The organism is Marinobacter manganoxydans MnI7-9 (assembly GCF_000235625.1).
In the GTDB taxonomy this organism is placed as follows: Bacteria; Pseudomonadota; Gammaproteobacteria; order Pseudomonadales; family Oleiphilaceae; genus Marinobacter; species Marinobacter manganoxydans.
Map to the genome: position 1 here is coordinate 1 of NZ_AGTR01000088.1, position 17,202 is coordinate 17,202.

A 17,202-nucleotide genomic window follows, 5' to 3' on the forward strand; every position below is an offset into this window, starting at 1 on the left:
GGGTCAATGGCGGCTATATCGTTTGTGTCAATAGCGAAAAAAACACATATGGGAAAGCTCGGGGAAACAAAATCTTATGGGTATTCATGAAGACTCCGTTTCGTTCGACGGTACAATCGTCGTCTTACATCCAGCAAGTGCACCACACGTCGTTAATTCCGGCGGGGTGCTTGAGTTTGAGGAAGATTCCTCAATTGTCCTGCCTGCCCAAAAACAGCTAAAGGACGCCGTGGTTTCAGCTCTTAACGATTTTCGAGATATGAGGAAATTGGCGGCGACTTCCGTAGAGTGGCGTCTCAGGATTGAACCTACGCACAATGTCGAATTCCCGGCAACTTACGTTGTGAGGCTCGTAGGGCCTGGGGCTACGGCTTCGGAGGTGGAAGTATTCAGGGCTGCCGCTCGATTGGTATTTAGGGATTTGATCCCACAGAGGATATTGGGCGAACCGGAAGATGAGCCAATTCTTTCCGAAAAGGAGCAAGAGTTTCTTGGAACCCTTAGCCGAGGGATAGCGGCAAAATTTGCGAGCCGCTCGATCAAGCAGGGCGTCATGGTGAGGTTTGGCTTTGAAGATCTCGGTGGGGCAACGGTACAGGGTGTCATGCCGTCTTTAACGGTCGAGCAAAAAGCTCTTGGCACCATGTGGGCGGCAGGCAGGCCGTTAGGGTTCGACGAGCAAAAAAGTACGGTGACGCTGTGGGTGACACCCGGCGCTAACGATGAGGACGCCTCGGAAATCGAGGGAAGAACTGAGATTTTGTGCCACGATCTGGATTTCCTTCGTGTCTTCGCCAGAGCCTATGCGAATCGCAGTTTGGTTAAGTTTCAAGTGGTGAGCCAACAAGAAGCCAGAAAGCAAAAAACGGTATTGACTCTTCTTGAACTAGAAGAAGTGGCGGTGGACCCTGCGGAGAGCTTCGACCTTCAGTTAGGATAGGGGGGGTAACGGCGTCAGTGGTGCGGGTTTCGGGCAGTAGGCCGATGCAATTGCGATGAAGAGTAGTACCAACTCCAGGCGATCATGGATTTGGGTAATCATAGGGCTGGTGAGGACTAATCCCGCGTAAGAGCGCGCCCTGGTGTAGTTTTTATCGTAATCCTCGTTGAAGGTGTCGAGTTGCAGCGAGGCGGCTGCCGGTACAAATTCACCTGCCAGAACCACTCTTTGAGCTCGGGGAGCATAATCCGGTTTGCTCTTTATGACGACTTTGTACGAATTCTCGGGGATTTTGAATGCGTCCACCAGAAGCCGCATCAGGTGAGCATCTTCGACCTCGTTCATCAGCAAGTGGCCATTTCTACCAACGAGATTCGAGGCCTGGGCGAGAGAAGGTAGCGGTCGGTCGGTGTCCAGTTCCTCACAGTTGTGCAGCTCGTCGCACATCTGCAGCAGTCGGGGCCATACGGCAGTCGAGCGAGATTTCAGTAAATACTTCGGCAGTTTGGTGCCGTACACGAATGCCTTCTTCATTTGTTCCGGGTCATAGACCTTGAACCGCAACCCCGCATTTATCCGGTCAACCAGAATTTCTACATCGGCGAGTTCTCCCGGTGGCAGGCGAAGCATCGGTTCGATTCCGTGAGCCGCGTACCCAAGCGCCATCAGTCTCAGAGCTTCCATCACAATAAGGGGCGTGAGTCTGGTTCGCTGTGCAAAAATGGTGGGAGCCGCACTCTCGACTTCACTGGCGGATTTTACAGGCCAACGATCAATCTGGACGGCCTTTGAAATCGTGCCGGCGTAGTGGGTGGTTACCGGAGTGAGCCTGTCTGCCCACTCTGTCATCATGCGGTTATAGGAGCGAAATTGCGTTCGAGGCGAGTGGTGCCCGAGCGCCCGGGCGATCGCCATAGAGCCGCGTCTTGACGGCAGCCCGTGGTTGCCGAGCAGTACCTTTCGGAGGCTCTCCCTATCGACCGATTCAGTGAGTTTTTGGGCAAGCGGTGTGTCTATCTCAAACAAGGCGCTGTTCAGCACATTACAGAATCCGTGGCGGGCCTGGTGCAGGCTCATGCGGGTGTTTCCGGTCACCAATTTAAGCGTCCGTGCAATATCCGATGGAATGGATCCCGCAAACGGCGTGAGGTTACCCTCTTTGTCGGCAAGGATCGGCTTATTGTCGGCGTTACCCAGCCTGGTCGTATATCGTGTCAGTATTGATGTAACCAGTGACCGCTCGACAGCACTCAGTTGAAATACCAGCGGTACAGCTCGCCGGCTGTGGACGCTGCTTTTCAGGCCACGTATGGAATTGCTTTGAACCAGTACCCAGGTCAACCCAGCGGCTTCGCACCAGTCCGAGCGGAGTAAGCCAATAGCCTCCTGGGCCCTGAGCCCGAAGCGGAAACCTAACAGAAGTACAAAGGCGGCTTGCATACCCCGTTCGATCTCCTCGGTGTCAGGATGCAGGAGCAGTTGGAGGGCCTGGAGGTACTCGCTTTCTGAAAAGAGCCTGGGGCGAACCGAGCGTCGGGCACTGCCGAGATCAAGTTCGTCCCAGTCGGGAGTGGATACTCCGCGCTCACTCGCCCAGTCGAAGAACTCAATAAGGCGTGCCGAAAAATACGCCAGGTCTTTCAGTTTGTGAGCGCAGTGAGACAGCATTTTGGCGCAAAGCTCAGTGACGTCCTCCTCGGCCATCAACAGCAAATCCGCCTTGTAGGCGAAACCACGAAATGGGCCAGACAGTTCACTTAAGTACCGTTTGATAGACCCAGTCGCGTAGGCTTTGTGGGCATAGTTAGCTCGGCCTTTACCTTTTCGGATTCGGTGTGCGACCCAGTAGCCAAGTAGTAAAACGGCACTGCTGACAGAGTGAGTATGGGCCCGGCAGTGCTGTTCGACCTGTTTGGCAATCTCTCGTGACTTGGCTTTTGTGTATTGATTCAGAATGTCCTGCAGTCCTCCAAGAAAAGCTTTCGCCGAGTCGTAAAAAGGTTCGGGATAAGTACCAGAGGCTGATGCTGGAATCGGGGGTAAATTTTCAGTTTCTGGAAGGTCCTGCTCTGGAGTGGACTCCGGTGGTTGATATCGCTGACCTTCTGTCAGGCGAAAATAATCGTACAAGCACAGGCTGGTAGGAGGGTTTCTATTACTGAGAGCGCCTGCCACCATACCTGGAAGGTCAATCAGGTTAGCCTGTTCAATTAACCGGCTCAGCTCTTTTAACAGCGCGCCTACCGACCGCTCGTTTCTTTTTACATCATCAAGGTGTCTGGTTTCCGCCAGTATTGTGGCCAGTGATTGTAACGACTTCGGACAGGGCGCTGTGTCGAGATCCTTGCTGTCTTTGATTCCGAGCCCTTTCGCTAACAGTCGTCCGGTGGTGTGGTCGATCTGATGCCGTTGAACCGGTTGATTGTAATCATTGGGCTCCAGGAATTCGGAGTACTCCAGGTACACGCGTTGCTTGTGTTGTATTACCCGGAAGTTTTGCCCTTGAACCAGATCTTCCAGTAGTCTGAGATAGGATATGCGCTTTTCAATCGCAACGAATGCAGTGGCCAGCGCCAGACTATCGGACTTCGAAAGTCGAGCTTGCCGGATGGCCTGCTTCGTGTCCCGCGCCCATTGTGCAAGGTTCGGCATGGTTTGAAGCGCTCTGGGGCAAGTGTCTCTGACCAGTGAGCGTTCGGTGCCTACCCTTAATGTTCTGTGTCGTATGAATTGTCTTGTATGGGGGCGGTGTTCCTCCAGCCATTGGACCAACACTTCCATCCGAACAGCCGCCTGAGGGTGGGGCATCCCGTTTTCGCGGGAGATCATTCTTTTTGCCAGACGATCAATGTAGCTTTGATTGAGTTCGCTCTCATCGCTGACTGGGCTGGCATCTAGTGCCAAGTCCAGCTCCTTCCGGGCTGCAGAACGCGCCAGATCACGGGCTTTGAGCCGTTCCGAGTGTCGCCGTGCCTGACCAAAGCATTCAGGCTCCCGGTAAGTATCAGCGGGTTGTTTGGCTTCGAAGGCAGTGATGTCGAAGTTGGTCTTGGGCAGTCGCACTATAAAGCCTAGCCGTTCAAAGCAGTCGTCCAGGGCTTCCTTATACCGTTCACGGTCCTCTCGCCAACACCTCGCCGAGTGATCACTGTAGGAGGTTGTTCCCCGCTCCCCATGGCCCATCCAGCCGTCTATGACTTCGGGGTGAACGTTCATTCGAGCTAGCTGCTGGGCAAACCTGTGCCGGAACAGGTTCTTCGGAAGAGGCCACGAGAAGAGTTCCGATCCTGGGACGGCTAAATCGGTTAATGGATGCCACGCACCATTGCTATCGAGCAGGAAGAACAGGGGCAGGGTGTCGGAGTTTCCTTCCAGAACCTGTTGGATGCGATGCGCAAGGTCTTTGTGTTGACCTGAAAGGCTCGCCTTGAACCGACGAAGGTGCTCGAGATAGTCCTCCAATAGCCCTTTTGCGCCATCTGCAAGTGGAACCATTCGTCCGCAGTGAAGGCCGTCGTCGGATTTATCATTGATAAAGACGGCCGGGGGGTGATCACAGAAGTGGGCGATCGACTCGAAAGGCTCTGACAGGTTACGGCAACCGGTTGCGGCATTCAGGGCCGTGACAGTGTATTGGACCAGATGGTTGTGGAAAGTGATGGGGTCGCCTTGCGAGCTTTCCAGCAGGGTTTGGGTGGCTTCCCGAATGCCCTCGACCAAAATGGACTCGAGTGGCGCAAGGAGGCTCCCGAGAAGATTGGTCCTCTCATCGCCTAATGCGGGGTTTTGTAATGGAAGCCCAAATCCGTTTTGAACCTGAGCGATGCTCCAGTTGGCGTATCCACAAGCTGCTGGTAACGTAGCTCGAGGGTGGGCCGAAAGTAAGCGAGCCAATGAATGATCGCATGTCTCTTCGAAAACACTTTGGGACTGTGCGTTAGCGAGTTTGGCGCTGGTGAGTCTCGGGAAATGCCGTTTCGCGTGTTGCCTGAACCATGTTGTTAGGGCATGAGGGCTGGCCCGTGCCCATAGTTGCCGAAGAGTGGCGATGTCCGGGAAAACCTGGGTAGCCTCTCGGAGAGCGCTCTGTATTTGCTCTGGCAGCGTGACGCGGAGATTGTCCTGGAACGGTTCGATCAGAGGTTGAGCTTCGGCATCCGGATGCCAAGAGCTGTGTCGCCTCGGTCGTTCCCGGTGGGCAGTCACTAGGTCTTGGGAAATGCTCCATTCATCGCGTAAGTCATCCGTTATTTCAATTTCCTGTATGAACTCCAGGGAGCGTTCAAGATGAACGGCCAGCCAGACTAACGCGCCCCCCAGTTTTTCTTCAGGGCGGTCCTCAGCCAGAGTGCAGTTAATCCACTGATCGAGTTGATGGGCTTCTGGGGGAAGTGGTTTTTCCCATGACCAAGGAAGATAGTTTGACAGTTCTGCCGTCTGCATCAGTATGCTTTGACCCGAGAGTTTCTGCTGTTCTGGTGTTTCTTCCGGGTCGACGCCGAACAGCAGCAGTTGATGCAGGGCTTCTTCATCGGCAGAGTCTGTTTCGCTGTCTGAATAGGCAAGAAGTTGAGGCCCGCCTGCCGAGCTGCTCAGATCCAATGCGCCCTCTGTTGCTTGGAGTAGGTTCGTAAAGGAAGTCTGAAAAGCGGTCTCTGTTTTTTGAGCTCTGGTGGGGTTGAGTTGGCCCTCTGCAACCCGTTGGATGGCCCTAAGAAGCAGCAGCTCTTTACGGGTTTCTGGCCCTGAGTATCTGGCGATTAGCTGAGATGCGGCGTGTCGTATTGCCAGGTTGAATTGGGAGTACGAGTAGTGGTCTGACGGGCAGGCTTTCAATGACATTTCAAGAATGTTGTCAATAAGTGTCCATTTGCTGTTCTCTCCGGGGAGGCAGAGTGTGCTGGCGACCTGCTGAATCTGGTTATCGTGTGGGCAGTTATGCTCTGCGGTTCTTTCCAGTGCCTGTACGATCAGCCATATTTTTAGAGTTCTTCGTAATCGGTCGAGTAGTTTATTGTCGGAAGGGGGCTGTGGTTGGATAACCAGTTCGAGCAGAAAATGCTCGTTTTTCAGATCTGCTCCTGCCGACCGCAGAATGGTTTTCGTGTTGCCTCTTGATACGCCCTGGTGAAGACCGGAATAGTTATTGGCAAAGTCTTTATCTTGGCTGAACGAGAAAAGAAGCCTGCTTAGGTGGCTGATGTAGGGATTGTCAGCCCACTGATGCAGAATGGCCTTTGAGTCCGGGTTAGAGAGTTCGCGATACAGGTTGCCGACGATCGTGAAGTTTTCAGTGAAGCCAAAGGCGAGCGCTATGGCGTCGAAGATGTCGGAGACGTTGTTTTGTTCAGCCCAAGAACGGATGGCTTGAAAGTGAGGGCCTGGATGCCTTAAGGTCAAGTCCTCGTTGTCTGATTGATCAGCCCCGTGCCATTTCTGCTTGTCGTTACTTGGCATTGTTGTACTTAGTCTCCACTCTCCCTTCTATCCAAAATTCTAATTCACACATCAATTTATATCAAATATCATCAATTTGGCACAAAAAAAGTGTGCCTAAAACATCAGTCTCATAACCTTCGAATCCAGCCCCCGCTACCATCTAAGAGAAAGGCAGATCAGTAAGCTACTGGTCTGCCTTTTTTATTTGTCCGCAGAAAGTTTCCCATTCCTGACTTGATTGAGGTCAAATCCCGATCCGGTTCGCTCCAATAATTCAGGTTGAACTCAGGTGACTGTGGTTTGCTTATCTCGCTGGAGATGCATGCCCGCTCCGGAGATCACACAATGGCAGTCGGGCGCAACCGCAGACGGAGGAGGGTTATATGGAATGGTTAGCGGAAAACTGGTTCTGGGTGGTTATCGGCATCCTGTTCGTGGCCATGCACATGTTCGGTCACGGTGGGCATGGTGGCCACGGCGGGGGCGGGCACGGCGGACATGGCGCGCCGGACAAACCGGACAAGCCGGACAGCGACCGGGACAGGCCTTCGGGCCATCAGCATTGACGGGGGGTAGAGCATGCTTAATACAAGACTGGTTGCCTGGGCGCTGGGGCTTTTCACAGCGGTCACCTTCATCGTCTGCGTTATCTACGGACTGGTGACACCCCAAAGCGTGCACATGCACACATTCCTTGAGCAGGTACTGCCGGCATTCAAGTGGCTGACCTGGTGGGGATTCCTGCTAGGCTTGGTTGAGAGTTTTCTATACGGCGCCTATGCGGGGCTGGTGTTCTGCCCGATCTACAACTGGCTTTATCGCCGCTTCAACGCCCGGCGGGAGGCAAAATGATTGAGCCTCCCGCCGACGTGACACCGCTCATAGACCTTCTTGCCGAGCGGGGCACCGGGCCGACACGTACGCGGCGGCCCGTCTACGAGGACCTTTTGCCGCCCTGCAACCAGGCCTGCCCGGCTGGCGAGAACATCCAGGGTTGGCTCGAGCAGGTGCGTTCGGGCCGCTACCGTGAAGCCTGGCTCACTCTTACCCGGGACAACCCCTTTCCGGCGATCCACGGGCGGGTCTGCTATCACCCGTGCGAAACCCGATGCAACCGCGGCGCACTCGACAGCGCGGTCTCCATTCACGCCGTTGAGCGGTTTCTGGGCGACCTTGCCACACAGGAAGGCTGGCAACTGCCAGTCGAGGCGCCGGCCTCGGGCAAGCGCGTGCTGGTGGTTGGCGCGGGACCGAGTGGACTCTCGGCCGCCTATCACCTCGCGCGGCTGGGGCATGCCGTGGAGATCCGCGACGCCGGTTCGCAGCCCGGTGGCATGCTGCACTTCGGCATTCCCGCCTATAGGCTGCCGCGCGAGGTGCTCATGCAGGAAGTGAGGCGGATTGAGGCGATGGGCGTCAAGATTGTCCTCGGTCACAAGGTTGAGGACCTGCTTGCGGAGCAGACGTCGGGTGGCTTCGATGCGGCGTTCGTCGCCATCGGTGCGCATGCCTCGAAACATGTTGACATTCCGGCGCGCGATGCTGCCCGTGTGCTCGATGCCGTCACACTCCTGCGTGAGGTTGGTGCCGGCGGGCAGTTGCAGCTCGGCCGGCGAGTGGTGGTTTATGGCGGCGGCAACACGGCGATGGACGCCGCGCGCACAGCGAAGCGCCTGGGTGCCGAGGAGGCAGTAATTGTCTACCACCGCGACCGGGCGCACATGCCTGCCCATGCTTTTGAGGCGGACGAGGCGCTTGAGGAGGGCGTCAGGATTCAATGGCTCACCAGCATCAAGGAAATCGCCGGGCCATCGCTGCGCGTTGAGCGCATGGAGCTGGATCCGGACGGGCGGCCGCAACCGACCGGCCAGTTTGAGACGCTCGAAGCAGACGCGGTCGTGCTGGCCCTTGGGCAACAGAGCGATAGTGGCTTCCTCCGCAAGATCCCGGGGGTCGAATTCCAGCCCGACGGCACGGTCGTGGTTGCGGAAAACATGATGACCGCTCACCCCGGAATTTTCGCCGGCGGCGACCTGGTGCCGGGCGAACGGAGTGTGACGGCCGCGGTCGGGCACGGCAAGAAAGCGGCACGACACATTGATGCCTGGCTGCACGGGGGCAGCTTCCAGCCCCCCGAGAAACACCGGCTCGCCACGTTCGACATGCTGAACCTGCCAATCTACAGCGACGCCGAACCGAAGGCGCAGCAGGTGCTACCGGTCGAGGCCCGTGCCGGCAATTTCACCGAGGTACTGTCAGGGCTGGGCAGCACCGAGGCGCGCTATGAGGCACAACGATGCCTTTCCTGCGGCAACTGTTTCGAGTGCGATCAGTGTTACGCTGCCTGCCCTGAGCAGGCGATCGAGAAGCTGGGGCCGGGCCGGCGCTATCGCTTTCTTTATGATCGGTGCACTGGCTGTGAGGTGTGCTACGAGACCTGCCCAACCCACGCGATCAGCATAATTCCCGAACCGGTCCGGGAGGATGACAAGTAATGAACCACGAAACCGACAGACTCCGGACCGAGACCCTGGACGGCAACAGCGCGGTTGCCCGCGTTGCCTATCGCACTAACGAAGTGTGTGCGATTTATCCCATCACCCCTGCCTCGTCCATGGCGGAGCTGGCGGACGAGTGGGCGGCCCGGGGGATGACCAACCTTTGGGGCAGCGTTCCTGTGGTGCAGGAAATGCAGAGCGAGGGCGGTGCCGCCGGCGCTGTTCACGGCGCGCTGCAGTCGGGCGCCATGACGACCACCTTCACGGCCTCCCAGGGGCTGATGCTGATGCTGCCGAACATGTACAAGATCGCGGGCGAGCTGACCCCGACCGTATTTCATGTGGCGGCCCGCGCACTGGCGACCTCCGCGCTGTCGATCTTTGGTGACCATTCCGATGTCATGGCCGCCCGCGGGACCGGTTTTGCGCTGCTGTCCTCCGGCTCGGTGCAGGAGGCCCACGACATGGCGCTGGTTACGCAGGCGGCAACGCTCGAGGCGCGGGTTCCCTTCCTGCATTTCTTTGACGGCTTCCGGACCTCGCACGAAGTGAACAACCTGAGTCTGGTGTCTGATGAGCACATCCGGGCAATGATCCGCGAAGACCTTGTGCGCGCACACCGGGCGCGCGCCCTGACGCCGGAACATCCGGTGGTGCGTGGCACGTCCCATAATCCCGACACCTTTTTCCAGGCGCGCGAGGCCTGTAATCCTTACTATGCGCGAGTGCCGGAGATCGTGCAGGCCAGTATGGATCGCTTTGCTGCGCTCACCGGCCGAGCCTACCGCCTGTTCGAGTATGAGGGGGCACCCGACGCCGAGCGGGTCATTGTACTGATGGGGTCGGCGGCGGAAACCGCGCGCGAGACCTCTGATTTCCTGGGGCGTGCCGGGGAGAGGGTGGGCGTGCTGCAGGTGCGGCTCTACCGTCCGTTCGCCGTCGGGCACTTCCTCGCCGCCTTGCCCGAGACCTGCCGTGCCATCGCGGTGCTGGACAGGAGCAAGGAGCCGGGGGCGCCCGGCGAGCCACTCTATCTTGATGTGGTCGCGGCCCTGGCCCGGGCGGTCACCGACGGCACGCGCGCAGTCCTGCCGCGGGTGATCGGCGGGCGCTACGGCCTGGGCTCAAAGAACTTCAACCCGGCCCAGGTCAAGGCCGTGTTTGACGAGCTGAAGCTGCCTGAACCGAAGAACGGCTTCACGGTCGGCATTGAGGACGATGTTGCTCACACCAGCCTGCCGGTAGACGCCGCATTCTCGCTTGAGCGCGACGACGTGGTACGCGCGCTCTTCTATGGCCTGGGTGCTGACGGCACAGTCGGTGCCAACAAAAACAGCGTGAAAATCCTCGCCGCGGAGCCTGGGCGCTACGCCCAGGGGTATTTCGTTTACGATTCGCACAAATCGGGCGCACAGACTGTCTCACACTTGCGTTTTGGAAAACAGCCGATCCGCGCTCCGTACCTGATCGAATCGGCCAACTTCATCGCCTGCCACCAGGCAGGTTTTCTTGATCGCATCGATGTGCTGCGGCTGGCCGCCGAAGGCGGAACCTTCCTGCTCAACACACCCCATGGACCGGACTCGGTATGGAACAGCCTGCCGCGATCACTGCAACGGCAGATTCTGGACAGGAAGCTGCGCTTTTATGTGATCGACGCCTCGAAAGTCGCGCGCGATGCCGGTCTGGGCGGGCGTATCAACACCGTGCTGCAAACCTGTTTTTTCGCCATCTCAGGGGTGCTGCCCCGTGACGAGGCGATACAACGGATCAAGCAGTCGATCGAGAAAAGCTATGGCGTCAAGGGCGCCGACGTGGTGCGAAAGAATTTCGCGGCCGTGGACCAGACGCTGGCGCAGTTGTTCGAAGTGGCCGTTCCGGGCGCGGCGACCAGTCTGTTCGACCGGCCACCGGTCGTGCCGGACCGGGCGCCGCCATTCGTGCATGAAGTCACCGCCATGATGATGCTCGGCCTGGGCGACGAGCTCCGCGTCGGTCAGTTGCCCGCCGACGGCACCTTCCCGTCCGGCACCGCGGCGTTCGAGAAGCGCAACATTTCCGATGATGTGGCGGTGTGGGAGCCGGACTTGTGCATTCAGTGCGGCCAGTGCGGCTTTGCCTGCCCGCACAGCGTGATCCGGTCGAAGTACTATGGCCAGAGCGAGCTGGACGGTGCGCCGGCTGACTTCAAGTCGGCACCGGTCAATTCACGCGGCAATCCCGATGTCCGCTTCTCGCTGGAGGTCTACGTCGAAGACTGCACGGGCTGCGGTATCTGTGTCGAGGTCTGCCCGGCGCACAGCCCGCTCAACCCCGGGGTGAAGGCAATCAACCTTGGGCCCAAGGCGCCGATCCTCGAAAGCTCGCGCGAAAGCATCGCCTTCTTTGAGGCGCTGCCGGTGAATGACCGCGCGCGCATCGATTTCGCCAACGTCCGTGGTGTTCAGTTTCTGCAGCCGCTGTTCGAGTTCTCCGGCGCCTGCGGCGGCTGCGGCGAGACACCCTACCTCAAACTCCTGTCGCAACTCTTCGGCGACCGCCTGCAGATCGCCAATGCCACCGGCTGTTCGTCGATCTACGGTGGCAACCTGCCGGTCACGCCCTGGACCAGGGACGAGGGCGGACGGGGGCCGGCCTGGTCGAACTCCCTGTTTGAAGACAACGCCGAGTTCGGGCTGGGATTCCGTCTTGCCGCCGATCAGCACCTCGAGCTGGCGAGAACGTTGTTGCGCCGGTTGGCGCCGAAAGTGGGTGAGGAACTCGCCCGTTCGATCCTCGATGCGCCGCAACTGCGCGAATCCGAGCTCCGCGCCCAGCGCAGCCGTATCGAAGAGCTGAAGCGCACGCTTGCCACTCTGGATGACGAAACCGCCGCCGACCTGTCATCGGTTGTCGACCATCTTCTGCGCCGCAGTGTCTGGATCGTTGGCGGCGACGGCTGGGCTTATGATATCGGTTTCGGCGGACTCGATCAGGTGCTGGCGAGTGGTCGCGACGTCAACGTGCTGGTGCTGGACACCGAGGTTTACTCCAATACCGGCGGCCAGGCGTCCAAGGCGACGCCGCTCGGCGCGGTCGCCAAGTTTGCCGCCGGCGGCAAGCGCGTGGCCCGCAAGGATCTGGCATTACAGGCAATCGCCTACGGCGACGTCTATGTCGCGCAGGTGGCGATGGGCGCCAATCCTCAGCACACGCTACTTGCCTTCCGCGAGGCCGAGGCCTGGCCTGGCCCGTCGTTGATCATCGCGTACAGCCACTGCATCGCGCACGGCTTTGATCTGCGCCACGGTATGCAGCAGCAGGATCTGGCGACCGCGAGCGGCTACTGGCCGCTGTTCCGTTTCAACCCGGCCATGCACACCATTGGCGAACGGCCATTCCGGCTCGACTCACCACGACCGACAATCCCGTTCAAGGCGTACGCCTACAACGAATTGCGCTACCGGGCGCTTGCCCATACGGATCCGGACGCGGCCGAGGCGCTGCTGGCCAAGGCACAGCAGGTCGTGACCGAGAAATATCGGCAGTACGAGGAACTGGCCAGTCGCGGTAGCCAGTGTTTCCATCCGGTCATCGACGAGCCCGGTGTGACACAAGGGTGACATAACGGTGACACAACGGTCGTGAATACTTGCATTCTGGAACAGGGATAACCCAAAGATGGAGAATGGCCTATGGACTTGACGACCCATTACATGGGGCTGCGCCTGCGCAATCCGCTGGTCGCTTCGGCATCACCGCTGAATGGCGATCTCGACCAGCTCTGCCGGCTTGAAAATGCCGGTGCCGGCGCCGTCGTGCTGCCGTCGATCTTCGAGGAGCAGATTCTCGCGGAGCGGGATGAGTTTGAACATCGCACCGAAGGGACGGCGGACGGATGCGCCGAGGCACTGAGCTTTTTTCCGGGCCACGGTGGCTGCGGCTTTGGGCCGGAGCGTTATCTCGACATGGTGCGCCGAGCCAAGGAGGCGCTCGGCATCCCGGTGATTGCCAGTCTGAACTGTGTCTCGCAGTCCGGCTGGGTCGACTATGCGCGCGGGCTGCAGGACGCCGGCGCCGATGCGATAGAGCTCAATATCTACTTTGTCCCGACCGATCTGGCGATGGCAGGTCGCGACGTCGAGCAGCGCCATCTCGACATCCTGGCGGCGGTGAAGGGGGCGGTTACGATCCCGGTTGCGGTCAAGATCGGCCCCTGCTTCAGTGCGCCGGGGGCGATGGCCCGGGCGCTCGCCGAGGCCGGTGCGGACGCATTGGTACTGTTTAACCGGATCTACCCACCCGACATCGATGTCGCGACGCTACGGCTGTCGCTGGATCTTGAGCTCAGCACGCCGGCGGAGATGCGGCTGCCACTGTTGTGGGTTGCCGTGCTCCATGGACGTATTCCGGCGGCCCTGGCTGCCAGCACCGGGGTGGAGTCGGCGGAAGATGTGTTCAAATATCTGCTGGCCGGTGCGGACGTGGTCATGACCACCGCCGCCTTGCTGCGCCACGGCCCCGAACATATGCGGACTCTCATCGACGGCTTGACCGCCTTGCTGTCCGCACGCGGCATTGACTCGCTCGGCGATATCCGTGGCCGCATGAGTCAGTTGCACCTGAAGGACGCAATGGCCTTCGAACGGGCTGCTTACAGGCACATGTTGCAAAGTTACAGGATCCCCCACAAATATGCCGCAGGAGGCAAACCATGAAGACCAGCACACTGGAAGTCGGCGGTCTGTTATCGGCACTGAGTGCCCAGGGCGTGGAGAAGCAGTTGTTGAGGTTGCCTGGCGTCAAGAAAGCCGAGGTCAACTATGTGGCCGGCAGCGCGACGGTCACTTACGATGAGGTCAAGGTCGATCTTGAGGCCATCAAGGCCCGGATACACGAGTGCGGCTATCACTGTTCCGGAGAACAGTTACCCAGGCATGTATGCGACCGGCGGGACCAGTCGGGTGAGGCGGGGGATAAGGCGGTGCGTGGCCATGCCCATACCTCCCATGCTGCCGCCGCCCACGACAATGGGGCCCACCCTGCTGAACACGGCCAGCATACCGGCGCCAAGGACGAGATGGCCGAAGAGATGGGTCACGGCGGAGGCATGGGCATGCAGGCGATGGTGCGCGACATGCGCAACCGTTTCTGGGTTTGCCTGATCTTCACCATACCGATTTTTATTTATTCCCCCATGGGCGGGCTGTTCGACCCGCCGGCGCCGCCCTTCGGGCTGCGGCTTGACCTCTGGCTGTTAATTCTCGCAAGCATCGCGGTGCTCTGGCCAAGCTGGCCATTCTTTGTTGCCGCCTGGCGCGCGCTGAAAAATGGCGTGCTCAACATGGCGGTGCTGGTGGTGCTGTCGGTGGGCACCGGCTACCTGTTCAGCATCGGTTCCACGCTCTTTTTCCCGGGTGTGCAATTTTTCGAGGCGGTGGCGGTGCTGCTGGTGTTCATCCTGCTTGGCCACTGGCTGGAGATGCGCGCCCGCGCCGGGGCCTCGGACGCCATCCGGTCGTTGATGGACCTGGCACCACCCAAGGCGACGGTGCTGCGTGATGGCCAGGAACAGGAGATTCCCACGGCCGAGGTATTGAAGGACGACATCGTCGTGATCCGCCCCGGCAACAAGATCCCGGTGGACGGCGAGGTACTGGAGGGCGAGTCCCAGGTGGATGAGTCCATGCTCACCGGCGAGTCCATGCCAGTGGAGAAGAAACCTGGCGATACGGTGATCGGTGCCACCATCAACAAGAGTGGCAGCTTCAGGTATCGCGCCACCAAGGTGGGTTCCGACACGGCCCTGGCGCAGATTGTCAAGCTGGTGCAGGAGGCGCAGAATTCCAAGGCGCCGGCACAGCTGCTGGCGGACAAGGCCTCCCAGTGGTTGGTGGTGATCGCCATTGTAGTTGGCCTGCTCACCTTCGCCGTCTGGTTCTGGTTGCTCGGCCAGACGCTGCTATTCGCCGTGACCCTGACCATCACTGTGTTCGTCATCGCCTGCCCGGACGCCCTGGGTCTTGCCACGCCCATGGCGGTGATGGTAGGCACCGGCCTGGGCGCCAAGAACGGCATTCTGTTCAAGAACGCCTCGGCACTTGAGGATGCCACCCGGCTGGATATCGTGGTGTTCGACAAGACCGGCACCCTGACCCTGGGCGAGCCCCAGGTGGTCGAAGTCGTCGTGGCGGCGGACAGCACCGAGGAGGCGCTCCTCGCTCTGGCTGGAACCGTGGAGCAGGGTTCGGACCACCCCCTGGCCCAGGCCATTCAGAGGCGGGCCGAAGGATTGCAACTCGAACCGCTGACCGGCTTCACCAACATCGAGGGCAAGGGTGCCCGGGCCGAGGTTGGCGGCAAGACCGTCCTGCTCGGCAACCGCCGGCTGATGGACGAAGAAACGGTCGATATGGCGAGCCTGAAGGACGAGGCGGCTCGTCTTCAGAGTGCGGGGCAAACCGCGGTGCATGTTGCCCGGGATGGGAAACTGGTCGGCCTCATTGCCATTGCGGATGCGCCGAGACCCACCGCTGCGGCGATGGTCAGGAAGATGCGGGAACGCGGCGTGGAGGTGGCCATGCTCACCGGCGACAACCAGGCCACCGCCGAGCGCATCGCCGGGGAGTTGGGCATCGGCACGGTGATCGCCGATGTACTGCCGGGGCAAAAGGCGGACAAAATCAAGGAGCTCCAGGCTCAGGGCAAGAAGGTTGGCATGGTGGGCGACGGCGTCAATGACGCCCCGGCACTGACCCAGGCGGAGGTGGGTTTTGCCATCGGCGCCGGCACCGACGTGGCCATGGAAAGTGCCGATGTGGTGTTGATGAAGAGCGATCCCTACGACGTGCTCGGGGCCATTGAGCTGTCGCGCGCCACCCTGCGCAAGATGCACCAGAACCTGTTCTGGGCCGTGGCCTACAATGTTGTCGCCTTCCCGGCGGCGGCGGGCGTATTCTATCCACTGGTGCTGAGTCCCACGGTGGCGGCGATCGCCATGTCCGGCAGCTCGGCACTGGTGGCGGTGAATGCCCTGCTGCTCAAGCGCACGCGGCTGGAGGGCATCCGCACGTTCCGGTCCGGCTCCGCCTCGGCAAGTACTGAAAGTGCTGCAACTATGACAAGTTTTGAGGGGAATCCGGGGTGAGCTCCGGGGCTCTGTCGCGCCTGCAGCTCATCGCAGGCCTGACGACGCTCGCAGCAATGCTGCTTGCGCTGCTGATCGACAATTCGCCCGCGCAAGCCTGGTATGACATTATCCACCATTTACCGGTGTCCTTGCGCGTCGGTGAGTTTGCCATCGACAAGCCCATCATCCTCTGGATCAATGATGGGCTGATGGTGTTTTTTTCCTGCTCATTGCCCTGGAGCTGAAACGCGAGGTGCTGGAAGGACAACTGGCGACACCCAAGGCGATTGCCACACCCGGTTTCGCCGCCCTCGGCGGCATGGCTGTCCCGGCGCTGATCTATACAGTGTTCAACGCCGGCGATCCGGAGGCCATGCGCGGCTGGGCGATTCCCGCCGCTACCGACGCGGTGCTGGCGTTGACCGTGCTCGTGCTGCTTGGCCCACGTGTGCCGGTCTCGCTCAAGGTGTTCCTGACAGCGGTGGCGATCTTCGATGACCTGGGGGCAATCGTCATCATCGCGTTGTTCTATACCGAGCAGCTCGCCACAACATCGCTGGTGCTGGCGGCCCTGGGGATTGCGGCCCTGGTGGCGCTCAATGTCTTCAAGGTCACCCGTACCGGGGCTTACGTCGTCGTGGGTGTGTTTCTCTGGGTCGCCGTGCTCAAGTCCGGTGTTCATGCGACGCTGGCCGGGGTGGCCATAGGCCTGGCGATTCCCATGCGGGCCAGGCAGGGCGGCCGCTCTTTCTCGCCGCTGAAAGATGCGGAACAGGCGCTTCAGCCGTGGGTGGCGCTCGGCGTGGTACCCATCTTCGCGTTCTTCAACTCCGGCATTGTGCTGACGCTGGCGAGTGCAGCCACGCTGGCCTCTCCGACGTCGCTGGGGATCTTGCTAGGGCTGTTCGTCGGGAAACCGCTGGGTATCTTTGGCTTCACCTGGCTTTCGGTGCGGCTAGGGGTGGCAAGACTTCCAGAGTCGGTGAGCTGGGGTCAGCTCGCCGGCGTGGCCATGGTCGCCGGCATCGGCTTCACCATGAGCCTGTTCATCGCCGGCCTCGCCTTCCCCGATCCGGAGGCGTTTCGCAGCGCCCGTCTCAGTGTGATTGCGGGCTCGCTGCTGTCGGCGGTCGCCGGCGTGGTGGTCCTGATGAAGGCCACGCACCCACGGTTTAATCCCCCGGAGCACAGCTGACTCCGGCGGGCGCAGGCCCCGG

Annotated in this window: 8 protein-coding genes and 1 pseudogene; 8 read left to right on the forward strand and 1 reads right to left on the reverse strand. The window is 59.8% G+C overall.

Annotated elements, in window-relative coordinates; genetic code table 11:
* Window positions 1–76 precede the first annotated feature (76 nt).
* Window positions 77–940 (forward strand): hypothetical protein, encoded by an 864-nt coding sequence (locus KYE_RS20680; RefSeq protein WP_008177406.1) that lies wholly within the window; start codon window positions 77–79, stop codon window positions 938–940.
* Here KYE_RS20680 and KYE_RS20685 read toward each other — a convergent pair.
* Window positions 932–6,397 carry a hypothetical protein gene (locus tag KYE_RS20685; RefSeq protein WP_008177408.1) on the reverse strand — a complete coding sequence of 1,822 codons (5,466 nt, stop codon included), beginning with the start codon at window positions 6,395–6,397 and terminating at the stop codon, window positions 932–934. The genes KYE_RS20680 and KYE_RS20685 overlap by 9 nt on opposite strands.
* Window positions 6,398–6,762: 365 nt before the next feature.
* Between KYE_RS20685 and KYE_RS21725 the strand changes: the two genes are divergently transcribed.
* From KYE_RS21725 to nhaA, 7 genes and pseudogenes are all read left to right on the forward strand, one after another.
* Window positions 6,763–6,945, forward strand: coding sequence for a DUF2933 domain-containing protein (locus KYE_RS21725; RefSeq protein WP_008177410.1), 183 nt, complete (start codon window positions 6,763–6,765; stop codon window positions 6,943–6,945).
* Window positions 6,946–6,958: 13 nt separating this feature from the next.
* Entirely contained in the window at window positions 6,959–7,231 is a 273-nt protein-coding gene (locus tag KYE_RS20695) for a DUF5676 family membrane protein (protein WP_008177412.1), read from the forward strand.
* Window positions 7,228–8,874: an NAD(P)-binding protein gene (locus KYE_RS20700; RefSeq protein WP_008177413.1), complete on the forward strand. Its 1,647-nt coding sequence runs from the start codon at window positions 7,228–7,230 to the stop codon at window positions 8,872–8,874. The genes KYE_RS20695 and KYE_RS20700 overlap by 4 nt, the downstream gene beginning before the upstream one ends.
* The gene (gene nifJ / locus KYE_RS20705) at window positions 8,874–12,479 is read left to right on the forward strand and encodes a pyruvate:ferredoxin (flavodoxin) oxidoreductase (RefSeq protein WP_008177414.1); all 3,606 of its coding nucleotides are present in this window, start codon (window positions 8,874–8,876) and stop codon (window positions 12,477–12,479) included. Before KYE_RS20700 ends, nifJ begins: the two co-directional genes overlap by 1 nt.
* A gap of 72 nt (window positions 12,480–12,551) precedes the next feature.
* A complete protein-coding gene (locus tag KYE_RS20710; protein WP_008177418.1) occupies window positions 12,552–13,574 on the forward strand; it encodes a dihydroorotate dehydrogenase-like protein in 1,023 nt (340 codons plus the stop codon).
* Window positions 13,571–16,003: a heavy metal translocating P-type ATPase gene (locus KYE_RS20715; protein WP_008177419.1), complete on the forward strand. Its 2,433-nt coding sequence runs from the start codon at window positions 13,571–13,573 to the stop codon at window positions 16,001–16,003. Before KYE_RS20710 ends, KYE_RS20715 begins: the two co-directional genes overlap by 4 nt.
* Window positions 16,000–17,180 (forward strand): annotated as a pseudogene (gene nhaA / locus KYE_RS20720) (Na+/H+ antiporter NhaA). The gene KYE_RS20715 and the pseudogene nhaA overlap by 4 nt, the downstream one beginning before the upstream one ends.
* The last annotated feature ends 22 nt before the right edge of the window (window positions 17,181–17,202 follow it).

What these genes read in the sequence shown, in the direction of transcription:
- KYE_RS20715 (WP_008177419.1), top strand. Translation starts at nt 13,571, where the DNA reads ATGAAGACCAGCACACTGGAAGTCGGCGGTCTGTTATCGGCACTGAGT.
- KYE_RS20700 (WP_008177413.1), top strand. Translation starts at nt 7,228, where the DNA reads ATGATTGAGCCTCCCGCCGACGTGACACCGCTCATAGACCTTCTTGCC.
- KYE_RS20710 (WP_008177418.1), top strand. Translation starts at nt 12,552, where the DNA reads ATGGACTTGACGACCCATTACATGGGGCTGCGCCTGCGCAATCCGCTG.
- KYE_RS20680 (WP_008177406.1), top strand. Translation starts at nt 77, where the DNA reads ATGGGTATTCATGAAGACTCCGTTTCGTTCGACGGTACAATCGTCGTC.
- KYE_RS20685 (WP_008177408.1), bottom strand. Translation starts at nt 6,397, where the DNA reads ATGCCAAGTAACGACAAGCAGAAATGGCACGGGGCTGATCAATCAGAC.
- KYE_RS21725 (WP_008177410.1), top strand. Translation starts at nt 6,763, where the DNA reads ATGGAATGGTTAGCGGAAAACTGGTTCTGGGTGGTTATCGGCATCCTG.
- KYE_RS20695 (WP_008177412.1), top strand. Translation starts at nt 6,959, where the DNA reads ATGCTTAATACAAGACTGGTTGCCTGGGCGCTGGGGCTTTTCACAGCG.
- nifJ (WP_008177414.1), top strand. Translation starts at nt 8,874, where the DNA reads ATGAACCACGAAACCGACAGACTCCGGACCGAGACCCTGGACGGCAAC.